This is a genomic window from Polaromonas sp., assembly GCF_030689685.1.
Classification (GTDB): Bacteria; Pseudomonadota; Gammaproteobacteria; order Burkholderiales; family Burkholderiaceae_C; genus Polaromonas.
In genome coordinates this window covers 1-24,250 of sequence record NZ_JAUYEY010000073.1, presented here as the reverse complement: position 1 = coordinate 24,250, position 24,250 = coordinate 1, and the positions used below count along the sequence as shown (strand labels likewise).

Sequence of the window (24,250 nt, the reverse complement as noted above, 5' to 3'; positions counted from 1 at the left end):
GCGCCTCTGAACAAGGATTGACGATGCGAGCCCCCTCTCTTCCTCTTCCCCTTTACCGCCCCACCTCCCGTCTGGCCCTGCTGCCGCTGTGCGCCCTGCTGGCCATCGGCCTGGCCGCATGCGGGGACACCGCCAAGCTGCCGCCTGGAGCAGATACAGGGGCCACGCCGACGCTGCCCGAACCGGTCAAATCGTTGATCCCCACGGTGAACATCGCGCCGGCCCAGGGCTGGCCCGAAGGTGTGATGCCGCAGCCGATGGCCGGCACCACCGTCACCGCACTGGCCACTGGACTGGACCACCCGCGCTGGCTCTACACCCTGCCCAACGGCGACGTGCTGGTGGCGGAGAGCAACAAGCCGCCCCAGCCCAGTCCCGGCTTCAGCATCAAGGGATGGATCATGGGTGTGGTCATGAAACGTGCCGGTGCCGGCGTGCCAAGTGCCAACCGCATCACGCTGCTGCGCGACGTCGATGGCGACGGCAAGGCGGAAACCCGCACGGTGTTCATGCAGGGCCTGATGTCACCGTTTGGCATGGCACTGGTCGGCAAGGAGCTGTACATTGCCAATGCCGACGCGCTGGTCAAAGTGCCGTATGAAGAAGGCCAGACCACCATCAGCGCCACGCCGGTCAAGGTGGTGGATCTGCCGGCCGGCATCAACCACCACTGGACCAAAAACGTCATCGCCAGCCGCGACGGCAGCAAGCTCTACGTCACCGTGGGCTCGAACAGCAACATCGGCGAAAACGGCATGGGCATCGAGGTGGACCGCGCGGCGATTCTTGAGGTCGATCCGAAAACCAACACGCGCCGCCTGTTTGCGTCCGGCCTGCGCAACCCCAACGGCATGGGCTGGGCGGCCGACGGCACGCTCTGGACCGTGGTCAACGAGCGCGACGAAATCGGCAGCGATCTGGTGCCCGACTACCTGACCTCGGTCAAGGACGGCGCGTTTTACGGCTGGCCTTACAGCTACTATGGCCAGAACGTCGACGTGCGCGTCACGCCGCCGCAGCCGGACCTGGTGGCCAAGGCGCTGTCGCCCGACTACGCGCTGGGCGCGCACGTCGCGCCGCTGGGCATGGCGTTTGCTGAAGGCAACAGCCTGCCCGCGTCGCTGGCCAGCGGAGTTTTCGTTGGCGAACACGGCTCCTGGAACCGCAAGCCGCTGAGCGGCTACAAGGTGGTGTTTGTGCCCTTCACCGGCAGCAAGCCTTCGGGTAAACCGGTCGATGTGCTGACCGGTTTCGTCAGCCCGGACGGCAAGGCCTACGGCCGTCCCGTCGGTGTGGCGCTGGACAAACGCGGCGCGCTGCTGGTGGCCGACGATGTGGGCAATGTGATCTGGCGCGTGGCGGGCGCCCCTGCCCGCTGAAGCCGGGTTTACGCCACGCTGTGCGGGCTCAGCGAGACTGGCGGCTGCGGGCCGACCTGATGACCCGCCAGCGACCGAAGACCAAACAATTCAGTCCAAAGTGCCGTCAGCCCTTTTGCAGTGGGCGTAGCAAGCTATTGATTCAATAGCAATCTACGGCATCGCCGTCTCAGGCGTAGGTGATCCAGCTCGCGTGTTCGGGCGCGTCCAGGTGCGGCAGCGTGTTGTAGGTCACCAGCATGTGGCGCTTGGGGGTGAAGGCGAACTCGGTCAGCGAGCAGTTGCGTATGCGCAGGTTGAGCTCGATGGTAATTTCCGGCGCCGTGCCCAGCACATGGCCGACGGCGGTGGAGATCGGCCCGCCGCTGGACACCAGCAACACATTGCCGGTGTGCGTGCTGCGGATGTGGTCCAGCACGCCAGTGATGCCGGCGACGAAATCGGTGTAACTGGGCATGCCTTGGGGGCTGACGACACCGGCCATCCATTGCGCCAGCCCCTCCTTGAGCAGGCGGAAGTGGCTGCGGTACATCTCGGGTGAAGTTGGCTTTTCCAGCTTGTGCGGGTGGATGGCGCCTATGACGGCTTCGCTGTCGTATTCATTGAGGCCGGTCCAGGCCGCTGCCTCCATGGGTGTCTCCATCCCCTCGCAAATGCCCGCAAAGGTCTTGCGCTGGCGCTGCAAGGTGCCGGTGAAAGCCGCCTCGAAGCTGATGCCCTTGTACTTGAAGTATTCACCCAGGCGCACGCTCTGCCGGTAGCCCATCTCGCTGAGCACGTCGTAGTCGTCGGCGCCAAACGAGGCCTGGCCGTGGCGCACGAGATAAAGGGTTCCCATGGGTAAATTGTGGCCGGCGCCGCCGGTGCGTCCAGTCACGCGTGTGACCCACTGGCGCGAAGGCGTCAGCCCAGCTGCGGGGCTGCGGAACCGGCTTTGTCGGGCCGCAGGCGCAGCGCCCCCGAGGGGCTGGAGCCTGTGGCTCCAAGCCTGCCTGCGCAGGCTTGGACAGGCGACAGAGGCGAAGCGTGTCGCGAGCCGCGCCTGCAAGGCCTCGCGCACTACGCGAAGCGAGAAGCGTGGGGGCTGGCAGCCAGCACCTTGGCGACAGTGGCGCTGTCCACGTTGCCGCCGCACAGCGTGGTGCCGACGACCTGGCCGGTGAGTTGCGCGCGTTCCTGCATGGCGGCGGCAAAACTGGCCGCGCCCGCGCCTTCAGCCACGTTATGCGTGTCGGCGTAGAGGTCGCGCATGGCCTGCGCCACTTCCCCGTCAGTCACCTGCACGATGTGGTGGATGTGCGGCGCGATGATGTCCAGCGCCGACGCGTCGGCGATGCGGCAGGCCATGCCGTCGGCCAGTTGGGTGCTCACCGGTGCTTCGACCACGCGGCCGGCCGCCAGCGAGTCCGCGTAAGTGGTGGCATGGGCGCTGACCACGCCGACGATACGCAAGCTGCGGCCCAGCGCGCGTTTGGCGGCAATCGCCGAGCAAGCGCCTGAGCCCTGGCCGATCGGAACGTAGACCACGTCCAATTCCGGGACGGCCCGCATGAACTCCCACCAGTAGGTGCTGACGCCGCTGAGCAGGTCGGCATGGAAGCTGGGCACCATGTGGGCGCCGCGTTCGGCCGCCAGGCGCATCGCGTACTCGCGGCTTTCCTGGAAGTCCTCACCGTGTTCGATCAGCGTCACGCCGAGCGCGCGCATCGCGGCATTTTTTTCCAGCGAGTTACCCTGCGGCACGACGACGGTGCAGGCCACACCGTGCGCGCGAGCCGCCCAGCCTATGCTTTGGCCGTGGTTACCGCGGGTGGCGCTGACAACTTCTGCGGGCAGCGCACCGCGCTGCTTCAAGGCGTCGAAATAAGTCAGACCGCCGCGAATCTTGAAAGCGCCAACGGGTGTGTGGTTCTCGTGCTTGATCCAGCAGTCGGTGCCCAGGCGCTGGCTGGACAGACCCCAGCGGTATTGCGGCGTGGCCTGGAATTCGCGGTAGACCACGCGGGATGCAGCTTCGATCTCCGCCAGCGATGGCAGGGCGCTGAGGCTTGTTTCTTTCAGCACGGCGTTCATGCGGTCCTTTTTTCCGTCAGCAGGCGCAGCGCCAGCGCGACGAGGGCAAGCCAGGCGAGTTCCTGCGCAGTCAACATCTAGATCCCTTTGGATTCGAGCGTGACCCGCCCGCGCGGGGTATTCAGCGTGGCGATCAGATCGGGCGTACCGGGGCTCACACCCACACCAGCCAGGCCGATGGCGGCATACGCGGCCTGCAATTTTTCGGGTCGCGGGTGGCGCGCCTGCAGCGCCTCCAGCGTCACACCCGACGCCGGCATTGCGTTCAGCGGATGGGCGGCACGCGCCGGGTCCTCGCCGGCCTCGCCCCACTGGATCAGCGTGGGCAGCGTGCCGTAGAACAGGCGCTGGCCGTCGTCGCGCACGGTGATGCGCCAGCTCAGCAGGCCGCCGGCGGTCTGGCGCGAGGCCTGTACCACGGCGCCGCGGTCCAGCCCTTGGGCGGCCAGTGCCTTGACGGCCGTCAGCACGCCCGGCACGCTCGCGACAAAATGAATCACTTGCGGCCCCTCGCTGGCCACACGTGATTGCAGCAGCGGGTCGTCCATGTCGAACCAGCGGTGTTTGCCGGCCGGGCGCGTCGGTGTCACGCCGGGCTGGATCGCGATGATTTCAAAGTAGGCGCGCGGAAAGGCCGGGCCGGCAATGCTGAACAGGCGGTTGTGCGTGCCCATCAGCGGGTGTTCGCCGCCGGGGCCGGGCGTGATGCCCAGTGTTTCTTCGCACCATGCCACGCCCTGGTCCAGGCTGGCGGCCATGACGACGAGGTGATCGAGCTGGGCCGTGATCACAGCGTCACCGATCCATCAATGCAGGTGACCGACTCGCCGCCGACCCAGACGACTGCTGTGCCGGCCGTGGTTTCGCGCGAGAGATGGACCCGGCCGGCGCGTCCCAGACAGGTGCCTTGCGCCACGACGTAGTTGTCGGGCGCATGGCCTTCAGCCATCAGCCACTGCGCGAGGCTGGCGTTCAGGCTGCCGGTGACCGGGTCTTCGTGGATGCCTATCGGTGCGGCGAAAGCGCGGACTTCAAAATCAGCAGTCTCCGTGGGCGCGACGGGCGTGTTGCCGGCAAAGGCCTGAGCTTCGCGGTTTGCGCGCGCTATTAAAACAGGAGCAACCGACGCAGAATGGGCGCCGGCTACACCCACTTTCAGCCCATATTTTTTCAGCGCCAGGTGATCTGGTTCCAGTTGCAGCACGGTGTCGGCGCTATCCAGCAGCAGGCCCAGCCAGACCGGGCCGTTGTCGAGAACCTGGGCTGCAATGATGCGCTGCGGCTTCAAGCCCAGTGCGGCAGCCACCTGCGCCAGCACGACCGGGCTGGGCGCGGAACGCTTGAGCCGCGGCGCGGCGAAGGCCTGGCGCGCACCTTCCCGGCGGATGTTGATCAGGCCGACCTCGCACTGCTGCACGATGACATCCTTGCGTTGGGGCACACCGCCGGCCTGCAACCAGGCGTGGCAGGTGCCCAGCGTCGGGTGGCCGGCAAAAGGCAGCTCGCCGCCCGGCGTGAAGATGCGCACGCGGTAGTCGGCCGAGGGCTCGGTGGGCGGCAACACAAAAGTCGTTTCGGACAGATTGGTCCACTGCGCAAAACGCTGCATGGCCGCGTCGTCCAGGCCGCTGCCGTCCAGCACCACGGCCAGCGGGTTGCCGAAATAGGGCTGGGCGGTGAAGACGTCGACTTGTTTGAAGGCGCGCTGGGCCATGTTTTGATACCTGGGTGGGAAGAGGGTTTTTACAAAGAGATCAGGAGATCAAAGAGACAAGACAAAGAGTTTGTGATTTCTGGCCTCCTTGATCTCTTTGATCTCCTTGTTCAATACTTATTAGCTGAGCGGCAAATCCAGCACACCCTTGCTGGCTTGGCGCGCGCAGATGTTGCCATACCAGCGCTCGATGGCGGGCCGGCTTTGGCGTGCTTGCGGCAGGCCAAACCAGCGGTGGACTTCGCAGGCGATGGGAATGTCGGCGACGGTGAAACCTTCGCCGACCATGAAACTGCGCTGCGCCAGGTGCGCATCAAGCACTGCCATCAGGGCCTCGACGGCGGCATTCGACTCGGCAAGGGCGGCCGCATTGCGTTGCTCCGGCGGTGTGCGTACCAGTTGCCAGAAGCCGGCGCGGCTGGCCGGGTTCAGCGTGGTCTGCTGCCAGTCCATCCAGCGCTCGGCGTCGAAACGCTCGCGCAGGTCCGTGGGGTACATCTGGCCCAACGAGTGTTTGGCACACAGGTAACGCACGATGACATTCGACTCCCACAAGACGTAGTCCTCGTCCTCAATCACCGGCACCAGCGAGTTGGGGTTCAGCGCCATGTACGCAGGGGTCTTCACCACGCCGAACAAGCCACCGGCTTCTGTGCGCTGGATATCCAGCGCCAGTTCCTGCGCGGCCCACACCACCTTCTTGACGTTGATGGAGCTCATGCGCCCCCAGATTTTCAACATCTATTTCGCCCCGACCGTTTCAGCAACCCGCGCGGCCGCAGGCTGGTTCTCGCGGATCGCTGCGGCAAGCGCCGCAACCCCGGTGTTGATCTGGTCCACGCTGGCCGTCACAAAAGACAGGCGCAGGGTGCGTTGGTCGGCGTTGTTGGCATAGAAAGCAGCGCCCGGCACAAAGGCGACGTTTTTATCGACGGCTTTGGGCAGCAGCTCGACCGCGCTCATGCCGGCCGGCAGGCGGGCCCACAAAAACATACCGCCGTCGGGTGTGTTCCAGCTCACGCCTTCGGGCATCTCACGCTTCAGTGCCGCCAGCATGGCGTCACGCTGCGACTTGTAGAGCGCGCGAATCGTCGGCACATGCCGGTCCAGAAAGCCGTCCTTCATGACCTCGGCAATCATGCGCTGGTTGAAGCCGGGGCTGTGCAAATCGGCCGCCTGTTTGGCCTGCAGCAGCTTGGGGTACAGCGCTTTCGGCGCCACCAGAAAACCCAGGCGCAGGCCGGGCGCCAGCACTTTGGAAAACGAACCCAGGTAGAGGCAGCCTTCAGGATTGCGCGCCGACAGCGGCAGTGGCGGCGGTGCGTCGAACCACAGGTCGCCATAGGGGTTGTCCTCGACGATGGGCAGCCCCAGTTCGGCGGCGCGCGCCGAGAGCGCCGCGCGGCGTGCTTCGCTCATGGTTCGGCCGGTCGGGTTCTGGAAGTTGGGCAGCACATACAGAAAGCGCCCATCCCTGGCTTTCATCGCGAGGTCGTTGACGTCGACGCCGTCGTTATCGCTGGCCACGCTGATCACTTGCGGCTCCATCGGCGTGAAAGCCTGCAGCGCACCGAGGTAGGTCGGCGTCTCGACCAGGATGGGGCTGCCCTTGTCGATCAGGATCTTGGCCAGCAAATCCAGGCCCTGCTGCGATCCGGTGGTGATCAGCACCTGGGCCGGGTCGACCTGCCAGGGCAGCATGGCCGCCACCATCTCGCGCAGCGGGCCATAACCTTCGCTGGCCGCGTACTGTAGCGCCGCCTGGCCGTCTTCGCGCAAGACCTTGGCGCAGGCCTCAGCAAACGCGGTGACCGGAAAGGTCTTGGGCGAAGGCAGGCCGCCCGCAAAACTGATGATGCCGGGCTTTTCGGTGACCTTGAGGATCTCTCGGATCACCGAGGGGTTCATTTTTTCGGCGCGTGCGGCCAGGTTCCAGTGCATTGGGTTTGTCATGTCGGCCTTTGTCATGGTGTTGTCTCTGTCACTCCGTCTTGGTGACGATGAATAGTTTCTCACTTGGCACCGCCGTGTGGACAGGCATCTGTTTGCCGATGAACACGGTGGCGATCACGGCCAGGCCGAAGCCGACCGTCACCGCGTCCAGCGACTCCCCAAGCAGCGGCACGGCAAACAGCATGGACAAAAAGGGCTGGACCAGCTGGACCTGGCTGACCCGCACCGTGCCGCCCAGGGCCAGGCCGCGGTACCAGGCAAAAAAGCCCAGCCACATTGAAAACACGCCGAGGTAGGCAAAGCCGGCCCAGGCGCTGGGCTGGACGGGCGCTGTGGGCCAGCTCAGCAGCGCCAGCGGCAGGGTCATAGGCAGGGAAATCAGCAGCGCCCAGCAGATCACATGTTCGGCCTGCATGTGTTGCGACAGCCGCGCGCCGTAGCCGTAACCGATGGCGGCGCACAGCATCGCCGCCAGCAGCAGCCCGTCCGCAAAATGAATTGCGAGCCCGGCAGCGCCTGAACGCAGCACGGCAAATACCACCACCAGCGCGCTGCCCAGCGCTGCGCACCACCAGAACCCGGCCGACGGCCGCTGGCGGTGCAGCAGCGCGCCAACCGCCGCAGTGGCCAATGGCAACACGCCGACGATCACGCTGGCATGCATGGCTTCGACGTAACGCATGGCGATCGAGGTGAACAGCGGGAAGCCGAACACCACGCCGGCGGCGGTGATGGCCAGCGGCCCCCAGTCGCGGCGCTGCGGCAGCGGCGCGCGTGTGGCCAGCAGAAACAGCGCCGACAGCGCGGCCGCCACCACGGCGCGGCCCAGCGCGATGAACACGCCTGACATCTGCGGCGCCTCGGGCGGGCCGACCGCCAGCCGCGTCATCGGCAGGGTCACCGCAAAAATCACGATGCCCAGCAGGCCCAGCCACAGGCCCTTGGTGACTTGTTGCTGTGTCATAAGAACAGCATCCAGATGGCGGTGGCCACCAGCACCGCCGCCATGGCGCGGTTGAACCCGATGAGGCGCCGGCCTGTGCCGGCCGGGCCGGACAGCCACGCGCGCAGCAGCGAACCGGCCAGCGCATAGACCAGGTTGCTGACAAAGGCATAGGCCAGCATCACCGGCAGCACCACGGCAAAACGCAGGCCGGGGTCGCTGCGCCCGGCAATCCAGCCGCTGACAATCGCCAGCGCCAGCATCCAGGCCTTGATGTTGACGAACTGCAGTGCCGCGCCCTGCCAGAAGCCGACGTTCATGCGGTCTGCATCGGCCTCGCTGAGCTGGCCCAACTGCCGGGTGCGCGCGATTTTCGAGGCCAGCCACAGCAGATACACCACGCCGACGAGCTTGATCGCCAGGCCCAGCAGCGGCATCGCCAGCAGCAGCGCGCCCAACCCGAGCGCGCACAGGCTCAGCAACACGCCCCAGCCGACCGGCACCGCGCAGACAAAAGGCATGGCGCGGCGCAGGCCGTGGTTGGCCGCCAGCGCGGTCGACAGTGTGGTGTTGGGCCCCGGCGAAAAGCTCATGGCCGTCGCCAGCACCAGCAAAGCGGTAAATTCTTGCCAATTCATGACCCAGACTTTATAGTCCAAACCAACACACTATCGGTACAGTTAAGGGTACAAATTTTGAAACTGTATTGCCCTGCTTGTCAGCACACTCCGCGCAAAGGCCCCTGTCCATGCTGATGAAAACCGGTTCGCAGTCACTGACCGAGCAGCTAAGCACGCGTTTTGCCGAGCGCATCCGCAGCCGCCTGCTGGCACCCGGCGCGCGCCTGCCCTCGGTGCGGCAATGCGCGCAACAGCAGGGCGTCAGCGTCTCCACCGTGGTCGCGGCCTACGACCAGTTGCTGGCCCAGGGGCTGGTGGTGGCGCACAAGAACCGGGGCTTCTTCGTCCGCGATGCATCATTCAATGCGGCGTTGGCCCAGGCGCAACAAGCGCCGTCAGCTATTAAAAAAATAGCAGATTCAACGAACCCGGACGCGCCCTCCGCCTGGAACGCCGCCACCTGGATGTCCGCCCGGCAGGCGCCGGTTGATGCCTCGGCGCTGATCCGTGGCATGTTCCATCGGGTCAGCAACAAGCCGCAGCCGGGCATGGGCGTGTTTCCGCCGGAATGGCTGGACACCCGCTTCATGCCGGCGGCCGTGCGCAAGGTCACCAGCGGCAGCGCGCTGCGCGATTTTTCGCTCAGTTACGGCGAACCCATGGGCGACAGCGGCCTGCGCCGCGCGCTGTCGCAAAAACTCGGCGTGCTCAATGTGCATGCGGCGCCCGAGCAGATCATCACCAGCGTGGGGGCGACCCATGCGCTGGACATCGTGAGCCGTACCCTGCTGCGCGCCGGCGACTGCGTGATGGTCGAGGAACCCGGCTGGGCGGTCGAGTTTGCGCGGCTCGATGCGCTGGGCATGCGCATCTTGCCGGTGCCACGGCGCGCCGACGGGCCGGACCTGGAAGTGATGGCGCGTTACTGCGAGGCGCATGCGCCCAAGCTGTTTGTCAGCGTCAGCGTGTTTCACAACCCGACCGGTTACTGCCTGAGCCCCGGCAGCGCGCACCGCGTGCTGCAGCTAGCCAACCAGCACAACTTCCACATCGTCGAGGACGACACCTACTGCCACCTGGCGCCCGAACACGCGACGCGCCTGTGCGCGCTGGACGGCCTGCAGCGCACGATGTATGTCAGCGGCTTCGCCAAAATCCTGGCGCCGGGCTGGCGCGTCGGCTTTATGGCGGCGCCGCCGGATCTGGTGCAGCGCCTGCTCGACACCAAGCTGCTGGGCACGCTGACCACGCCAGCCCTGCTCGAAAAAGCGCTGGCCTGGTGCATCGACCAGGGCCAGTTGCGCCGCCATGCCGAACGCATACGCACCCGTCTCGATGCGGCGCGCGCGCGCAGCGTCAAGCTGGCGCTGGCGCACGGCTGCACCTTCGCGGCCGAACCGGCGGGGCTGTTCGGCTGGGTCGACACCGGCGTGGACACCGACGCGCTGGCCCAGCGCATGCTCGACGAGGGTTACCTGATCGCCCCCGGCGCGCTGTTCCACGCGGTGCGCACACCGACCACGCTGATGCGTATCAACTTCGCGACCACCCAGGAAGCGGCTTTCTGGAAGGTGTTCGCGCGTTTGCGCGACGCGATGTTGTGATGGCGCACGATTTCAAGCCTTTTTGGCCTCTAGCCCATGTGGGGCGGGCGTAGACAGCTATTAAATTAATAGCGCTCCGCGGTGCGGCAAGCGGGAGCGCAGCATGAGCGAAGAAGCCGTCCCTCCCGCACGCCGCAGCCGCCGACGCGGCAGCGGCGCCGTCACGCTGCATGACGTGGCGCGCATCGCTGGCGTTGCGCCCATTACCGCTTCGCGCGTGCGCCATGAAGAGGCCTTGAGCCCCGAGGCCATCGTGCGCCAGGCCGGGGCCGCGCATGCGCGTTACGGCTTCAACGACTTCAAGCTCAAGGGCGGTGTGTTGCGCGGCGAGGAAAAAATCGAGGCGATGCGCGCACTGCACGAGCGTTTTCCGAAAGCGCGTGTCACGCTGGACCCGAACGGCGGCTGGCTGCTGAAAGACGCGATCCGCCTGATGCGGGGCATGCGCGGCGTGGTGGCCTATGCCGAAGACCCCTGCGGCGCGGAAGAAGGATTTTCGGGCCGCGAAGTCATGGCCGAATTCCGCCGCGCCACCAGCCTGCCGACGGCCACCAACATGGTTGCCACCGACTGGCGGCAACTGGGCCACGCGTTGTCGCTGCAGTCGGTGGACATCCCGCTGGCCGACCCGCACTTCTGGACCCTGGCCGGCTCGGTGCGCTCACCTGCCGGCCATGTTTCAAGCGGCAGCGGCAGCCTTCTGAATCTCCAGCCGCAGAGCCTGTTGCCCCAAATGGCGGCTTTGTCGCTGGGCGCCGTGTTTCTCAGCCACGGTCAGTGCTGCTTTTTGCGGCTGGCCCAGCAACGCCACCAGGCTTTGCGGGCGCCCCCGCGCGCCGCTGGCCCGGTAGTCGGCCAACAGCGCGTCAGCCACGTCGGTCGCATCCAACCCACGCACTTGCGTCAGGTGCGCGAACAGCAGGTCCACCAGCTTTTCCAATGCGAACTCATGGGTCTTGCCGGTGGTTTGCCAGAGCCAGTCGCTGAAGGCCAGGAAGTTTTGAAATGCGGAGCCCAGCGCCAGCAACAGGTCCAGGCTGCGGGAAAAACGCCCGGAATTGGCCACCATCTCCCAGTAACGCGCAAACCGTTTGACACGCTGCATGGCGGCAAAATCAACGGTGCTGTTCTGCAAAATCGTGTACGGCGTCTGCGGGTCATACACCATGGCAAAGTCGGCGGTGTGCCGGGTGATCGGCGTGCCACGCAGGCGCTTGAGCACACCAAACTGAATCTCATGCGGGCCCAGGGCATACAGGCGGTCAAAGCCATCGGCAAAACTCTCCAGTGTTTCGCCGGGCAGGCCAAAGATCAGGTCGGCATGCACATGGGCCTGGCTCTGGCTCACCAGCCAGCGCAGATTCTCGGCGGTCTTGGCATTGTCCTGTTTGCGCGAGATGCGCTGCTGCACCTCGGGGTTAAAACTCTGGATGCCGACTTCAAACTGCAACGAGCCCGCCGGAAACTGCGCAATCAATTCTTTCAGCCGGTCCGGCAGGCTGTCGGGCACCACTTCAAAATGCACAAAGATGTCCGGCGCGGCAATCATGCGGTCCAGAAAAAACTGCAGGATGCGCACCGAGTTGTCGATTTTCAGATTAAAGGTGCGGTCCACAAACTTGAAGTTGCGCGCACCACGGCGGAACAAGGTCTCCATCTGGCCCATGAACAGGTCAAGATCAAACGCCCAGGCGGTTTTATCCAGCGCGCTCAGGCAAAACTCGCACTTGAACGGGCAGCCGCGCGACGCCTCGACATACAGCAGGCGCTGCGCCAGGTCTTCGTCGCTGTACTCGCTGTAAGGCAGAGCCAGCGCATCCAGCGCGGGTTGCTCGCCGGCAAAAACTTTCATCAGCGGCTGGGGGCCATCGAGCAAGGCGCGGCACAGCTTGGGAAAACTCACATCGCCCCAGCCGGTCACCACATGATCGGCCAGGCGGCATATCTCCTGCTGCTCGGTTTCATGGCTGACTTCCGGGCCGCCAAGCACGATCCGAATGTCGGGCCGCAAGGTCTTGAGCAGGCGCACCACCTGCGTGGTCTCCGCCACGTTCCAGATATAAATACCGAGGCCAATCACCTGGGGTTGCAGTGCCAGCAGCTCCTCGACGATTCGTGTGGCCGGCTGGCCAATGACAAACTCGCGCAGCTGTGTCTGTGCCCGCAACCCCGCGCCGCCGTGGGTATCCATGTTGGCCAGCAGGCAGCGCAAGCCCAGCGAGGCATGGATGTATTTGGCGTTGAGCGTGGCCAGCACAATGGCGGCAGTCTCGGCGGCTGGAGTGGGAACCATGCCGGTATTATCAAAGCATGTCCGCAGCCCTGCTTTTTCCTTCTGTTTATGGGCACCACACGCAGCTACATCACCCGGCTGATTTGGGGCAACGCCAACCTGTCAGTGCAGACCATGACGCGGCTGGCGGATGCCGTGGGTTGCCCCGTGCTGGTGCAGCTTGAAGAGCGGCAGGACACTCGACCTTTGACGTAGCCGGGCAATTGAGCAGGTTGACAACGCGTCATTTTGTGGCTACATTGCAGCTACGTATATCGACTAGATGCCATACACACACTGATACTGATACTGACGACAACACTGACACTGAACACTATGCAAACTGCAACTTATGGAAAGTCAGCCGAAATCCGCTCGCGGATTGAGCCTGACTTGAAGAAACAATCTACCGAAGTGCTCGCCGACCTGGGTCTTGACCTGAGCGGTGCCATACGGCTGTTTCTGCGACAAGTGGTGGAGGTTGGCGGTTTGCCTTTTGAGGTCCGCAAGCCCACGTCAGCAACCGTTGCAGCAATGACCGAGGCCCGTGAAATGGCGGCAGCACGTTACGGCTCTGCGAAAGAAGTTTTTGATGCTCTCGATAAAAAAACCGGCAAAGGCAAAGCGCGCGCCACTGCCAAGAAAGTCTGATTACACAAAACAGTTTGATAAAGACTGGGAGAAACTGTCTCACTCGGGCAAGCAGGATATGCAGCGCCTTAAAGAGGCCATGATGCTGGTGATCGCCAATGAAGGGCCACTACCCGCCGAATGGCTGGATCATGAGCTGGAAGGCGAATGGGCAGATCACCGGGAATGTCATGCAAAAGGTGATCTGCTGCTGATTTACAGGCTTGCGGTCGACAGCGTAATTTTTGTTCGCGCTGGCACCCACTCAGAACTGTTTGGGCGTTGACCTTGGGGACCCGCTTCTGCGGGTTTCTTTTTGGCAAAAGGAGTGGCACGGGGCGCGCCGTATCATCCAACCATGACACAAACCCTGTTTCGCAAGGACGCTTACCTCACCGAATGCAGCGCCACGGTCACCGCCATCAGCGAGCAGGGCATCGTGCTGGACCGCACGGTGTTTTACCCGATGGGCGGCGGCCAGGCGGGGGATGCGGGCCTGCTGATCCTGGCCGATGGACGTGAAATCAGCATCATCGATACCCGCAAGGGCAAAAACGACCAGGGGCAATTCACCGAGGCCATCTGCCACCTGCCAGACCCGCTGCTGCAACACGGCCTGCAGGTCGGCGACAGTATCACCGCCCGCATTGACTGGGCGCGCCGGCACCGGCTGATGCGTTTTCACACCACCACCCACTTGCTGTGCCATCTGGTGCCGCAGCTGGTCAACGGCTGCTCGATCACGCCCGACTACGCGCGGCTGGATTTCAACATGACGGACCCGCTGGACAAGGACGAACTGACGGCAGGCATTACGCGGCTGGTGGCTGCAGCACATCCATTGGTGGTGGGCAGCATCAGCGATGCCGAGCTCGATGCCAACCCGGCGCTGGTCAAAAGCATGAGTGTGCAGCCGCCGCGCGGCAGCGGCCACGTGCGCACCATCCGTATTGGTGGTGCAGGTACTGAACAGATGATTGACCTGCAGCCCTGCGGTGGCACCCATGTGGCCAACACGGCTGAAATTGGCGCGGTGATTGTCACCAAAATTGAAAAGAAAAGCGCCACCACGCGGCGGGTGGTGCTGGGCTTTGCGCCTTGAACCCACACGCCGCGCAGGAACTTTAGGCGCCCGCCCCGCTCACACCCTGACCATGCCCCTTCACCGTTTTTTATCTGCTCTGTTTTTGATAGCTGTCTACGCAATACCGACGTGGGCTACAGGCCAAATCAGCTTCACAAACAAGGCCACGGTGAGCGCCGTGGTGACCACCGACCAGGTACGCGCCGAATTGCTGGCCTGGGCACCCGACGGGGTTGAGCCCGGCAAGCAGGTCTGGGTCGGCCTGCAACTGGCCCATGCGCCCGAGTGGCACACCTACTGGAAGAATTCTGGCGACTCCGGCCTGCCCACCGTGCTGGAATGGACCCTGCCCGCAGGCATCAGCGCCGGTGACATCGCCTGGCCCACGCCGAAAAAAATACCGGTAGGCACACTGGCCAACTACGGTTATGAAAACACCGTGCTGCTGCCGGTTCCGCTGACGGTCTCCCCGGCCTTTGGCGCGTCACAACTGAACATCAAGCTCAAGGCGGCCTGGCTGATCTGCAAGCAGGAATGTATTCCGCAAGAAGGCGAGTTTGCGCTGCAGATTCCGGTGCGCAGTTCCACCGGTTCAAGCAGTGGCATTTTTTCGGCGGCTTTTGCCGCCAGCCCGAAGCCGCTGGCCGGTACCGGCAGCCAGATTGAAGTCGGACCGAAGTCCATCCAGGTCGCGCTGCGCGGTTTGCCCGCTGCGTTTCAGGGCAAAACACTGGAGTTTTATCCCGAAACCGGCAGCGTGATTGAGCCCGCTGCGCCTTGGCAGCAGGCCTGGCAAGGCGCGGTCTGGACGGCGCAGGTGCCGCTCTCTGGCCAGCGCAGCGAAAGCCCGCGCATGATGCCACTGGTGCTGGCCTATGAGAAGCAGGCCGTGCGCATCGAAGCGCCGGTCAAGGGCGACTGGCCCGCTGTCGCCGCAGCCGCTACCGTGTCGCCCGCACTGGAGGCCGCCCTCAAGGCCAATGCGGCCCTGGGCGCTGCGCCCACGGGCAGCAGCACAGCGCCGCTGGGCCTGTTTGCCGCCCTGCTGGGTGCGCTGCTGGGCGGGATGATCCTGAACCTGATGCCCTGCGTATTTCCCGTGCTGGCCATCAAGGTGATGAGTTTTGCGCAGCAAAAAAGTCAAGCCGCCCGCCTGAGCGGCGGGCTGGCTTACAGCGCCGGGGTGGTGCTGTCCTTCCTGGCGCTGGGCGCGCTGCTGCTGGGCTTGCGCTCGGCCGGCGAACAATTGGGCTGGGGCTTTCAATTGCAAAGCCCGGCGGTGGTGGCGGCGCTGGCGGTGCTGTTCACGCTGATCGGCCTGAATCTGGCGGGTCTGTTTGAATTTGGCAGCTTCCTGCCCAGCCGCGTGGCCAGCCTGCAGACCAAGAACCCGACGCTCAATTCCTTTCTGACAGGGGTGCTGGCCACCGCGATTGCCTCGCCCTGCACCGCGCCTTTCATGGGTGCGGCGCTCGGTTATGCCCTCGGCCTGCCGGCAATACAGGCGCTGGCAGTGTTCGGTGCGATCGGCATTGGCATGGCCTTGCCTTACCTCGTCGCCAGCGCGGTGCCCGCCGTGGCACGCGCGCTGCCGCGCCCCGGCGCGTGGATGCTGACCTTCCGGCGGCTGATGGCTTTCCCGATGTTTGGCACCGTCGCCTGGCTGGTCTGGGTGCTGGGCCAGCAAAGCGGCATCGACGGCGCGGGTGCGCTGCTGGGCTTGCTGGTGTTGATGGCGCTGGTGCTCTGGTCGCTGACCCTCAAGGGCCGCACCCGGACGCTGGCTGCTACGTTTTCAATAGCGCTTGGCGCAGTCGGTATATGGGCTATCGGCCAAAATGTTATCAAACCCCTGGAAGCCGCCGGCGTCGCAGCCACGGCCCCGTCCAGCCGCTGGCAAGCCTGGGAGCCGGGCCGGGTCGAGCAACTCACAGCGCAGGGGCAAAGCGTGTTTGTCGATTTCACCGCCGCCTGGTGCGTGACCTGCCAGTACAACAAAATAACCACGCTGGCCGACCCTGCGGTGCTGGCCGATATCGATGCGAAGAAGGTGGTGCTGCTGCGCGCCGACTGGACCCGGCGCGACCCGGCCATCACCGCAGCACTGGCGCAGCTGGGGCGCAGCGGCGTGCCGCTGTATGTGATTTACAAGCCCGGCCGGGCGCCCGTGGTGCTGTCGGAAATTTTGTCTGTTGATGATGTCCGGGCCGAGCTGGCCAAGCTGTAAGTACACTTTCAAGAAGTGGATGCCATGCAGAACCGTTTCATCAATCGCCGTGTTTTTTCCGGGTCCCTGGTGCTGGCGCCGTTGGCGCTGTCACTAACCAGTCCGGCTTTTGCCGCTGCCACCGTTGGCCAGGCCGCGCCGGATTTTTCTACCACCGACACCAGCGGCAAAACCCGCAAGCTCAGCGACTTCAAGGGCAAGCTGGTGGTGCTGGAATGGACCAATCCCGGCTGTCCGTTCGTGCAAAAACATTACCGCGGCAACATGCAAAGCCTGCAAAAAGAATTCACCGGCAAAGGCGTGGTCTGGCTCGCCGTCAATTCGACCGAAACCGGCAGCGGCGACTACCTGGTCCCGCTCAAACTCGCCAGCTGGATGACGGAAAAGCAGGCGCTGCCTTCAGCCACCCTGATGGACGAGTCGGGAAAAATCGGCCAGCTCTACGGCGCCAGAACCACCCCGCACATGTACATCGTCAGCCCACAGGGTCGTCTGGTTTATGCCGGAGCGATTGACAGTATTGCTTCGGCGCAGGTGGACGACATCAAAACCGCCACCAACTACGTGCGTCAGGGCCTGAACGAAGCGCTGGCGGGCAAACCGCTGAGCGTGGCGTCCAGCCGCGCTTATGGCTGCTCCATCAAATACAAAGCCTGAGGCAAGCCATGACCGCCATCGCGCCAGCCGAACGCATGCCCTACATATTGACCCACTGCCGCACGATTGCAGTGGTCGGCCTGTCGCCCAAACCGCACCGTGCCAGTTTTGATGTGGCGCGTTACATGCAGGCCAGTGGCTACCGCATCATTCCGGTGAATCCAAACGTCAGCGAGGTGCTGGGCGAGAAAGCCTATGCCAGTTTGCGTGAGGCAGCGCAGCACGAAAGCATTGACCTGGTGAACTGTTTTCGCAACAGCGAGGACATCCCGCCCATTGTTGATGACGCGATTGCAATCGGCGCCAAGGCAGCCTGGATGCAACTGGGCATCACCCACGCAGCAGCCGCAGCCAAAGCCGAAGCCGCCGGACTGCTGGTGGTGCAGGACCACTGCCTGAAGATTGACCACCGCGTGTTGCAATCGCGTGGCCTATTGCCGGCTGACGCGGCCTGAACCCCACACGCAGGCGCTTGCGTGCCCCGGGCGCTCCGGGATAATCGGCGCATGCCCTTCCCGCGCCGCCTCCCGCCTGCTCTCCTGCCTGGTCTGGCGGCCCTGCTGCTTGGCGGCTGTTCGGCCATGGGGCCGGCGCCCGTGCATCGGGGCGAAACCCAGGTTGCGCCGCTGACCGGCAGCGAGCTCGCACAGTCCGACGTCAACCGCATGGCCACACTGGGCATGCGTGACAACCTCGACAGCCTGTACCGGCTGCTGGACAAGTTGTACCGGCGCAACCCGGCCGAATGGCGCAAGACCAGCGGCGTGAGCCGCGAGGCGGCCATCGAGCGGGTGCGCAGTGCGATTGACAGCCGCACCCCCTGGCCCGAGCTGCAGGGCAAACGCGACATTGCCGCGCTGTCGCTGGCGCTGAGCGCTGATTTCAAGGGCGACCGCGTGGCCGCCTTCATCTACGCGAGTGCCGACATGCTAATCGTGGCGCACGGCGGCAAAACCACCTTCTACCTGGTCGATGGCCTGGACGCGCAATACGTCTACAACGCCGCCCGCAATGTCGAGTCGGCGGTCTGGTTGCTGGCCACACGGCGCAATGCGGCCGGCCAGCCGCTGCTGATGGCCGACGAGATGTCAGAGCGCGAGCGCAACCTCAGTTTTGAGCGCGAGTTCGGCAAGATCGTCGGCCGGCTGGATTTGCTGTCCGGGGTGTTGACCGAAAAGTATCGGCGCGCCGTGATCACCTATGTGCAGAACCTGGCTGGTGCCTCATTTTTGCAGTTTTTACCCGTCCGATAGAGCCCCTACGCTCCCCACTTCAGGTGTTCACTGCCCGCCCAGAGTCGTGAAGATTTCGTAGCGAGCGGGCCGAGGTGGCGCCGAGGAGCGGAGCCGTACATGGGTACGGTGAGCACCGCAGGCGCCAGATCGGCCCGCGCAGTAGAAAGATTCGCGGCTCTGAGACAATGGAAAGATGTTTGCTCCCCTCCAAAACGACAATTTCCTGCGCGCCTGCCTGCGCCAGGCCACCGACTACACCCCCGTCTGGCTGATGCGCCAGGCCGGGCGCTATTTGCCCGAGTACCGCGCCAGCCGCGCCAAAGCCGGCAGTTTCATGGGCCTGGCGACCTCACCAGACTACGCCACCGAAGTCACGCTGCAACCGCTTGAGCGTTACCCGCTGGACGCCGCCATCCTGTTTTCCGACATCCTGACCGTGCCCGACGCCATGGGGCTGGGCCTGTCGTTTGCGCTCGGTGAGGGCCCGCGTTTTGCGACACCGGTGCGTGACGAAGCGGCTGTGGCCAAGCTCGAAGTGCCGGACATGGACAAACTGCGTTATGTGTTTGACGCCGTCACCTCCATCCGCAAGGCGCTGAACGGACGGGTGCCGTTGATCGGCTTTTCCGGCAGCCCCTGGACCCTGGCCTGTTACATGGTCGAGGGCGCTGGCTCCGACGACTACCGCCTGGTCAAGACCATGCTGTACCAGCGCCCCGACCTGATGCACAAAATGCTGGCGATCAATGCCGATGCCGTCGCCGCCTACCTGAACGCCCAGATCGAGGCTGGCGCCCAGGCGGTGATGATTTTCGACAGCTGGGGCGGTGTGCTGGCCGACGCAGCCTTCCAGACTTTCAGCCTAGCCTATACACAGCGCGTGCTCAGCCAGCTCAAACGCACACACGACGGCGTCACGATCCCGCGCCTGGTCTTCACCAAGGGCGGTGGCCTGTGGCTGGAGCAGATGGCCGGACTCGACTGCGAGGTGCTGGGCCTGGACTGGACCGTCAACCTCGGTCAGGCGCGCGCGCGAGTGGGCCATCGCATGGCGTTGCAGGGCAACCTGGACCCGAACGTGCTGTTTGCCCCGCCGGCGCAGATCGAGAAAGAAGTGGCAGCCGTGCTGGACAGTTTCGGCCAGCCGCATGCGGACCTGTACAGCAGCGGGCCCACACATATCTTCAACCTCGGCCACGGCATCAGCCAGCACACCCCGCCAGAAAGCGTCGAAGTGCTGGTGCGCGCAGTACACGCGCACTCCCGCAGGATGCGCACCGGCACCCCGCATTAGGCGGGGTTTTGCATCGTCGATAACACAAAATCAGGCGTCGGAGGCAGGACTTATTCACAAAATTCGTGCTGCGGTGCCGCATGAAACGGTTTGTCGGGCTAGTTGCGCTATCAAACCCATAGCGGCGCTAAGTGGTTGATTTGTATAGCTTCTTTAAATTGCTTTTTTTACGGGCAATTCAAGAAAAGCCTTGATTTACAAGGGCTGGGCAGGGCCCAAGGCAATCTATCAACAAAGTTATCCACAGAAACTCTGGGTTACCTTCAAAGTAGTTCTAAATCAAGCACTTACGGCGTTTTTCGAAAATGTATCTCAGCACTTACGACTTTTTTACGTCCTTATAAGCTTCAGCGTCCATGACCAATTGGCTCAGCATTGTGGTTGCAACGCCGGCCCACAGCAGTGTGGCCGGAGCGCTGACCTATCTCAGCGCGTGGCCGCTGGCTCCCGGCACGCTGGTGCGTGTGCCTCTGGGTAAACGCGAGGTGCTGGGCGTGGTCTGGGAGGTGCTGCCAGACAGCGGTGATCTGCCGCCGGCCCAAGCCCGCGGCGTGCTGGGTGCGCTGGACGGGCTTGCGCCGCTGCCCGCGACCTGGCGCCGGCTGGTGGCTTTTACCGCCAGTTATTACCAGCGCTCGATTGGCGAGGTGGCGCTGGCCGCGCTGCCGCCGCAACTGCGCGCGCTAAGCACGGTGCAACTCGCGCGCCGGCTCAAACGACCTGTGGCGGCCGTACCCGATGCCCCGGATACTACTGATTTGATAGCACTGAGCACAGAACAGGAAAGGGCCATCGCCGAATTTGATGCCGATTCCCGGCCGGCGCTGCTGTTCGGCGCGACCGGCAGCGGAAAAACCGAGGTCTACCTGCGCGCCGCCGCCCGCGTGCTGGCGCAGGACGCCAGCGCCCAGGTGCTGGTGATGGTGCCCGAGATCAACCTCACGCCACAGTTGCAGGCACGTTTCGAGGCGCGTTTTGCGCACCTGGGCAAGGCCCAGGTGGTGGCCATGCACAGCGGCTTGAGCCCGGCGCAGCGCCTCAAAAGCTGGCTGGCGGCACATGCGGGTCAAGCCCGGCTGGTGCTGGGCACCCGCATGGCAATTTTTGCGTCCTTGCCGAATCTGCGCCTGATCGTCGTTGATGAAGAACACGACCCGAGCTACAAGCAGCAGGAAGGTGCGCGTTATTCGGCGCGTGATCTGGCGGTGTACCGCGCGATGCTGGAAAGCTCGGTCGACAACAGCGGCGGCATCACTGCGCCCTCTTCATCAGCAGGGGCCGCGGAGACGGCTTTGCCGGGCCGCAGGCGCAACGCCCCCTCGGGGGGCAGTGCAGTACCCGAAGCGACAAGCGTGGGGGCCTGTCGAGTCATGCTGGGCTCTGCCACCCCTTCGCTGGAAAGCTGGCAGGCCACCATCAACGGCAAGTACCAGCGCCTGAGAATGGACAAACGTATAGGCGCTGCGTCTTATTTACCCCCTCTCCCCCTGGGAGAGGGTGGGGGTGAGGGCTCCCCGCAAACGGCTGGCCAGTTGCCGGCCGTGCGGCTGGTGGACATGAACCACCAACCCAAACACGCCACGATAGCGCCGCCGCTGCTGGACGCCATCAGCCAGCGTATCGCACGCGGTGAGCAGTCGCTGATTTTTTTGAACCGGCGCGGCTACGCCCCGGTGCTGGCCTGCCACGACTGCGGCTGGAAAAGCGAGTGCCCGCATTGCAGCGCCTACCGCGTCTTCCACAAAATCGACCGCACGCTGCGCTGCCACCACTGCGGTTTTACCGAACGTGTGCCGCGTGCCTGCCCAAGCTGCGGCAACATCGATATCGCGCCTGTCGGCAAAGGCACGGAACGGCTGGAGGAACACATCACCGAGCTGCTGGCCGGTGTGCGCAGGCCGGGCGGCGAGCCCCTGCGCATCGCCCGCATTGACGCCGACACCACACGGCTCAAGGGTGCACTTGAAGCGCAACTGGCCAGCGTACATGCGGGCGAGGTCGATGTGCTGGTTGGCACCCAGATGATTGCCAAGGGCCACGATTTCCGCCACATCACCCTGGTGGCCGCGATCAACCCCGACAGCGCGCTTTTTTCCAGCGACTTCCGCGCACCCGAGCGCCTGTTTGGCCTGTTGATGCAGGCCGCAGGCCGGGCCGGGCGCGATGCCGAGCGCAGCGGCAGCAGCGAGATGTGGGTGCAGACTTTTCACCCGCAGCACCCCTTGTTTGGCGCTTTGAAAAAACACGACTACCCGGCCTTTGCAGCCCAGGAGCTGAAAGAACGCGAAGCCGCAGGCATGTCGCCCTTTGGCTTTTCCGCTTTGGTGCGCGCTGAGGCGCGGGAGCAGTCGGTGGCGCAGGGCTTTTTGAATGCCGCCGCCGCCGCAGCGCAGGCGCAGCAACTGCCTGGCGCAGAAGCCGTCACACCCTATCCGGCCGTGCCCATGACCATCCAGCGCGTGGCCAACATCGAACGCGCCCAGATGCTGGTCGAAAGCCCGTCACGCGCCGCCTTGCAGCGCTTCCTGGCCGCCTGGCAGCCGCTGCTGCACCAGACCCGGCAAGAGGGCGACTTCAAGAGCCTGATCCGCTGGGCAATTGATGTGGATCCATTAGCGATTTGAGGAATAGGTGCCACCTGATAGTGAGCTATCGCCGCCCCACCGGTTGATGAGCATCGACGATATAGAGCAATCTGATTTCAACGCTTGCAAAACGCCCCGACGGCCACCAGCACCAAAATAGCTCGCATTAAAAGTAACTAATATGTTACCATTCAATATGGCGATCAAAGTTGAAGAGTACCTGCGCGAGGATGACTCCAACCCGTACAAAAAGTGGTTTGACAGTTTGCCGTCGCTCGCCGCTGCGAAGGTGACTGTTGCCAAGCTCCGCATGGAACTTGGCAATACATCAAGCATCAAGTGGTTCGATGGAATGGGAGAGTACGTCATCGACTGGGGGCCAGGCTACCGGATCTACCTTGCCAAAGAGGGTCACACGTTGATCATTCTTTTTGGAGGCGGCACCAAGCGGGGCCAGCAACGTGACATCGACAAAGCCAAAGAACTGCTGGCCGAATACAAGGCACGCAAAAAGGCAATGGCGACCAAAGCAACGACCAAGCACAAGGGGTAAAACCAATGGCACTGACCAGGAATTTCAAAGCAACTGTCATCCAGCGGGTGCAGAGTGACTCGTCATTTGCGCAGGCGCTGCTGGACGAGGCTGCCACCTTGTTTCTCAACGGCGAGCCCGAGACAGCCCGGCTGATTCTGCGCGACCTGGTCAATGCCACCATCGGCTTTGAGCAACTCGCCACGTTGACCGCCAAGCCGAGCAAAAGCTTGCATCGGATGTTGTCGCCCAACGGCAACCCCAGCATGGACAATTTGGCGGCAATTTTTCGGGCAGTGCGCGAGAAGCTACAAGTAAGCCTTCAGGCGCATTCTGTGGCAGCGTGAAGTCGGTGGCAGATCAAATCTCAGCTTGCTCAGTCATCCTCACCGCTCTGGTATCGCGCCGTGCTTTTCCCACTTGGTGAATCCGCCGGGAAACGCAAACAAAAAATTTGTCTCCGGGAATGCGTACCTTGTCCACCTCCGACTACGTTCCCAAGTAGTCGAAACGGTCATTCAGCCACCAACGTCTGGTGGACAGAGTGACAATCAGACGAGATGCCGGGAAAGCAAACTCGACGCCACCCCATTTGGGCAGGATAGGTGACAAGGTTTAGGGCAACGACAATGACTTCAAATTTCTTACAAATTGACGGCAACGCGAGCCTGCGCGCGCTTCGCCGTCTGATGAACTGTCCGAGTGCAGAGGTGAGATTCGAGGATATCCTGTCAAATATCCTTGGCTGCAAGAATATCCGTCGATCTACATCGTTTGGCGTCACTACCGGCAAATGCGATATCTTGTAGTCATTTCTGCAAATAAGCTCATGTGGCCACCCCATTGCGCCTCGTGCATGGGAGTACCCGACACTTCGGTGACCATCACGACGCGCAAGGTCACTTCACGCAACGCGGCGCAGGCTTGTTGGCAAGTACCCTATTGCTCGCCCTGCAAGGTCCGAGATGACTCTGCTCCACCAAAGTTTGGTTGGTTCAAGAGCCTCTTCGACTCATTCACAAAGCGTGAGTACGCAATTGAGTACTTGTCGCTGCACCTGACAGCCCACAAATTTGCATTCCGTACCAAGGTCTACCTTGATGCATTCCTCAGGCAGAACGGTGCAAAAAAACCGCTCAGAGATTTGGCAAGAGTAACGCCTAACGCTTCGTCGCTTCGTCGCTTCGTCGCTTCGTTCAAATGCATTGTTGCTCCATTTCAACCACTCACCGACTGGCACGTTGCGCGTCGGCTTAACTCAAGCTTTTAGGCCTCATCATGAGAGTACCGGATATCGAACTAAACGATGATCTTGCCCCCGAAAAACGTACTCCATAGCTGATGGTCAAATTCAGACATTGGAGATTACGAAATGAGCAAGAGAAAAGACGGACAAGCCCGGGGCAAATACACCCTGGAATTCAAACTGGAGGCGGTGCGCCTGGTCA

General features: G+C 63.4%; 23 protein-coding genes and 1 pseudogene. 15 read left to right on the top strand and 9 right to left on the bottom strand.

The features are described from left to right. Nucleotides 1-23: 23 nt before the first annotated feature. Nucleotides 24-1,379, top strand: coding sequence for a sorbosone dehydrogenase family protein (locus Q8O29_RS16400; RefSeq protein WP_305564704.1), 1,356 nt, complete (start codon nt 24-26; stop codon nt 1,377-1,379). Nucleotides 1,380-1,548: 169 nt separating this feature from the next. Here Q8O29_RS16400 and Q8O29_RS16395 read toward each other — a convergent pair whose 3' ends face one another. The 8 genes from Q8O29_RS16395 to Q8O29_RS16360 all read right to left on the bottom strand — a co-directional run bounded on the left by Q8O29_RS16395 (nt 1,549) and on the right by Q8O29_RS16360 (nt 8,700). Then, nucleotides 1,549-2,217 carry a histidine phosphatase family protein gene (locus Q8O29_RS16395; protein WP_305564702.1) on the bottom strand — a complete coding sequence of 223 codons (669 nt, stop codon included), beginning with the start codon at nt 2,215-2,217 and terminating at the stop codon, nt 1,549-1,551. Between the two features lie 221 nt (nt 2,218-2,438). After that, entirely contained in the window at nt 2,439-3,452 is a 1,014-nt protein-coding gene (locus Q8O29_RS16390; RefSeq protein ID WP_305564700.1) for a threonine dehydratase, read from the bottom strand. A gap of 77 nt (nt 3,453-3,529) precedes the next feature. After that, nucleotides 3,530-4,240 (bottom strand): VOC family protein, encoded by a 711-nt coding sequence (locus Q8O29_RS16385; protein WP_305564717.1) that lies wholly within the window; start codon nt 4,238-4,240, stop codon nt 3,530-3,532. Continuing rightward, nucleotides 4,240-5,166 carry a PhzF family phenazine biosynthesis protein gene (locus Q8O29_RS16380; protein ID WP_305564698.1) on the bottom strand — a complete coding sequence of 309 codons (927 nt, stop codon included), beginning with the start codon at nt 5,164-5,166 and terminating at the stop codon, nt 4,240-4,242. Before Q8O29_RS16380 ends, Q8O29_RS16385 begins: the two co-directional genes overlap by 1 nt. Before the next feature lie 120 nt (nt 5,167-5,286). Further along, the gene (locus Q8O29_RS16375) at nt 5,287-5,907 is read right to left on the bottom strand and encodes a glutathione S-transferase family protein (protein ID WP_305564696.1); all 621 of its coding nucleotides are present in this window, start codon (nt 5,905-5,907) and stop codon (nt 5,287-5,289) included. Continuing rightward, the gene (locus Q8O29_RS16370) at nt 5,908-7,119 is read right to left on the bottom strand and encodes a PLP-dependent aminotransferase family protein (RefSeq protein ID WP_305564694.1); all 1,212 of its coding nucleotides are present in this window, start codon (nt 7,117-7,119) and stop codon (nt 5,908-5,910) included. 28 nt (nt 7,120-7,147) lie between these two features. Continuing rightward, on the bottom strand, nt 7,148-8,083 hold the full coding sequence (locus Q8O29_RS16365; protein ID WP_305564692.1) for a DMT family transporter: 936 nt from the start codon (nt 8,081-8,083) through the stop codon (nt 7,148-7,150). Then, the gene (locus Q8O29_RS16360; RefSeq protein ID WP_305564690.1) at nt 8,080-8,700 is read right to left on the bottom strand and encodes a LysE family translocator; all 621 of its coding nucleotides are present in this window, start codon (nt 8,698-8,700) and stop codon (nt 8,080-8,082) included. Before Q8O29_RS16360 ends, Q8O29_RS16365 begins: the two co-directional genes overlap by 4 nt. A 110-nt stretch (nt 8,701-8,810) precedes the next feature. Between Q8O29_RS16360 and Q8O29_RS16355 the strand changes: the two genes are divergently transcribed. Both Q8O29_RS16355 and Q8O29_RS16350 read left to right on the top strand, forming a co-directional pair. Next, complete coding sequence (locus Q8O29_RS16355; RefSeq protein ID WP_305564688.1) at nt 8,811-10,286, top strand: PLP-dependent aminotransferase family protein; 1,476 nt, start codon at nt 8,811-8,813, stop codon at nt 10,284-10,286. 211 nt (nt 10,287-10,497) lie between these two features. Then, nucleotides 10,498-10,947, top strand: a pseudogene (locus Q8O29_RS16350) (enolase C-terminal domain-like protein); the annotation flags it as partial. A gap of 18 nt (nt 10,948-10,965) precedes the next feature. Here Q8O29_RS16350 and Q8O29_RS16345 read toward each other — a convergent pair. Next, a complete protein-coding gene (locus Q8O29_RS16345) occupies nt 10,966-12,579 on the bottom strand; it encodes a B12-binding domain-containing radical SAM protein (protein WP_305564686.1) in 1,614 nt (537 codons plus the stop codon). 48 nt (nt 12,580-12,627) lie between these two features. Between Q8O29_RS16345 and Q8O29_RS16340 the strand changes: the two genes are divergently transcribed. From Q8O29_RS16340 to Q8O29_RS16285, 12 genes are all read left to right on the top strand, one after another. Beyond that, nucleotides 12,628-12,774, top strand: a complete 147-nt coding sequence (locus Q8O29_RS16340; RefSeq protein WP_305564719.1) for a helix-turn-helix transcriptional regulator — start codon at nt 12,628-12,630, stop codon at nt 12,772-12,774. A 120-nt stretch (nt 12,775-12,894) separates the two neighbouring features. Next, a complete protein-coding gene (locus tag Q8O29_RS16335) occupies nt 12,895-13,209 on the top strand; it encodes a type II toxin-antitoxin system RelB/DinJ family antitoxin (protein ID WP_305564684.1) in 315 nt (104 codons plus the stop codon). Continuing rightward, entirely contained in the window at nt 13,151-13,474 is a 324-nt protein-coding gene (locus Q8O29_RS16330; RefSeq protein ID WP_305564682.1) for a type II toxin-antitoxin system YafQ family toxin, read from the top strand. Before Q8O29_RS16335 ends, Q8O29_RS16330 begins: the two co-directional genes overlap by 59 nt. Before the next feature lie 72 nt (nt 13,475-13,546). Beyond that, complete coding sequence (locus Q8O29_RS16325) at nt 13,547-14,290, top strand: alanyl-tRNA editing protein (RefSeq protein WP_305564680.1); 744 nt, start codon at nt 13,547-13,549, stop codon at nt 14,288-14,290. A gap of 52 nt (nt 14,291-14,342) precedes the next feature. Beyond that, nucleotides 14,343-16,499: a protein-disulfide reductase DsbD gene (locus tag Q8O29_RS16320; protein WP_305564678.1), complete on the top strand. Its 2,157-nt coding sequence runs from the start codon at nt 14,343-14,345 to the stop codon at nt 16,497-16,499. Nucleotides 16,500-16,523: 24 nt separating this feature from the next. Further along, nucleotides 16,524-17,156 carry a thioredoxin family protein gene (locus Q8O29_RS16315; protein WP_305564676.1) on the top strand — a complete coding sequence of 211 codons (633 nt, stop codon included), beginning with the start codon at nt 16,524-16,526 and terminating at the stop codon, nt 17,154-17,156. Between the two features lie 8 nt (nt 17,157-17,164). Then, the gene (locus Q8O29_RS16310) at nt 17,165-17,611 is read left to right on the top strand and encodes a CoA-binding protein (protein ID WP_305564674.1); all 447 of its coding nucleotides are present in this window, start codon (nt 17,165-17,167) and stop codon (nt 17,609-17,611) included. A gap of 51 nt (nt 17,612-17,662) precedes the next feature. Then, entirely contained in the window at nt 17,663-18,409 is a 747-nt protein-coding gene (locus tag Q8O29_RS16305; protein ID WP_305564672.1) for a hypothetical protein, read from the top strand. Nucleotides 18,410-18,584: 175 nt separating this feature from the next. Then, a complete protein-coding gene (hemE, locus tag Q8O29_RS16300) occupies nt 18,585-19,685 on the top strand; it encodes a uroporphyrinogen decarboxylase (RefSeq protein WP_305564670.1) in 1,101 nt (366 codons plus the stop codon). A gap of 356 nt (nt 19,686-20,041) precedes the next feature. Continuing rightward, a complete protein-coding gene (gene priA, locus Q8O29_RS16295) occupies nt 20,042-22,309 on the top strand; it encodes a primosomal protein N' (protein ID WP_305564668.1) in 2,268 nt (755 codons plus the stop codon). 157 nt (nt 22,310-22,466) lie between these two features. Next, a complete protein-coding gene (locus Q8O29_RS16290; RefSeq protein WP_305564666.1) occupies nt 22,467-22,823 on the top strand; it encodes a type II toxin-antitoxin system RelE/ParE family toxin in 357 nt (118 codons plus the stop codon). 5 nt (nt 22,824-22,828) lie between these two features. Further along, entirely contained in the window at nt 22,829-23,149 is a 321-nt protein-coding gene (locus tag Q8O29_RS16285) for a DNA-binding protein (protein WP_305564664.1), read from the top strand. The last annotated feature ends 1,101 nt before the right edge of the window (nt 23,150-24,250 follow it).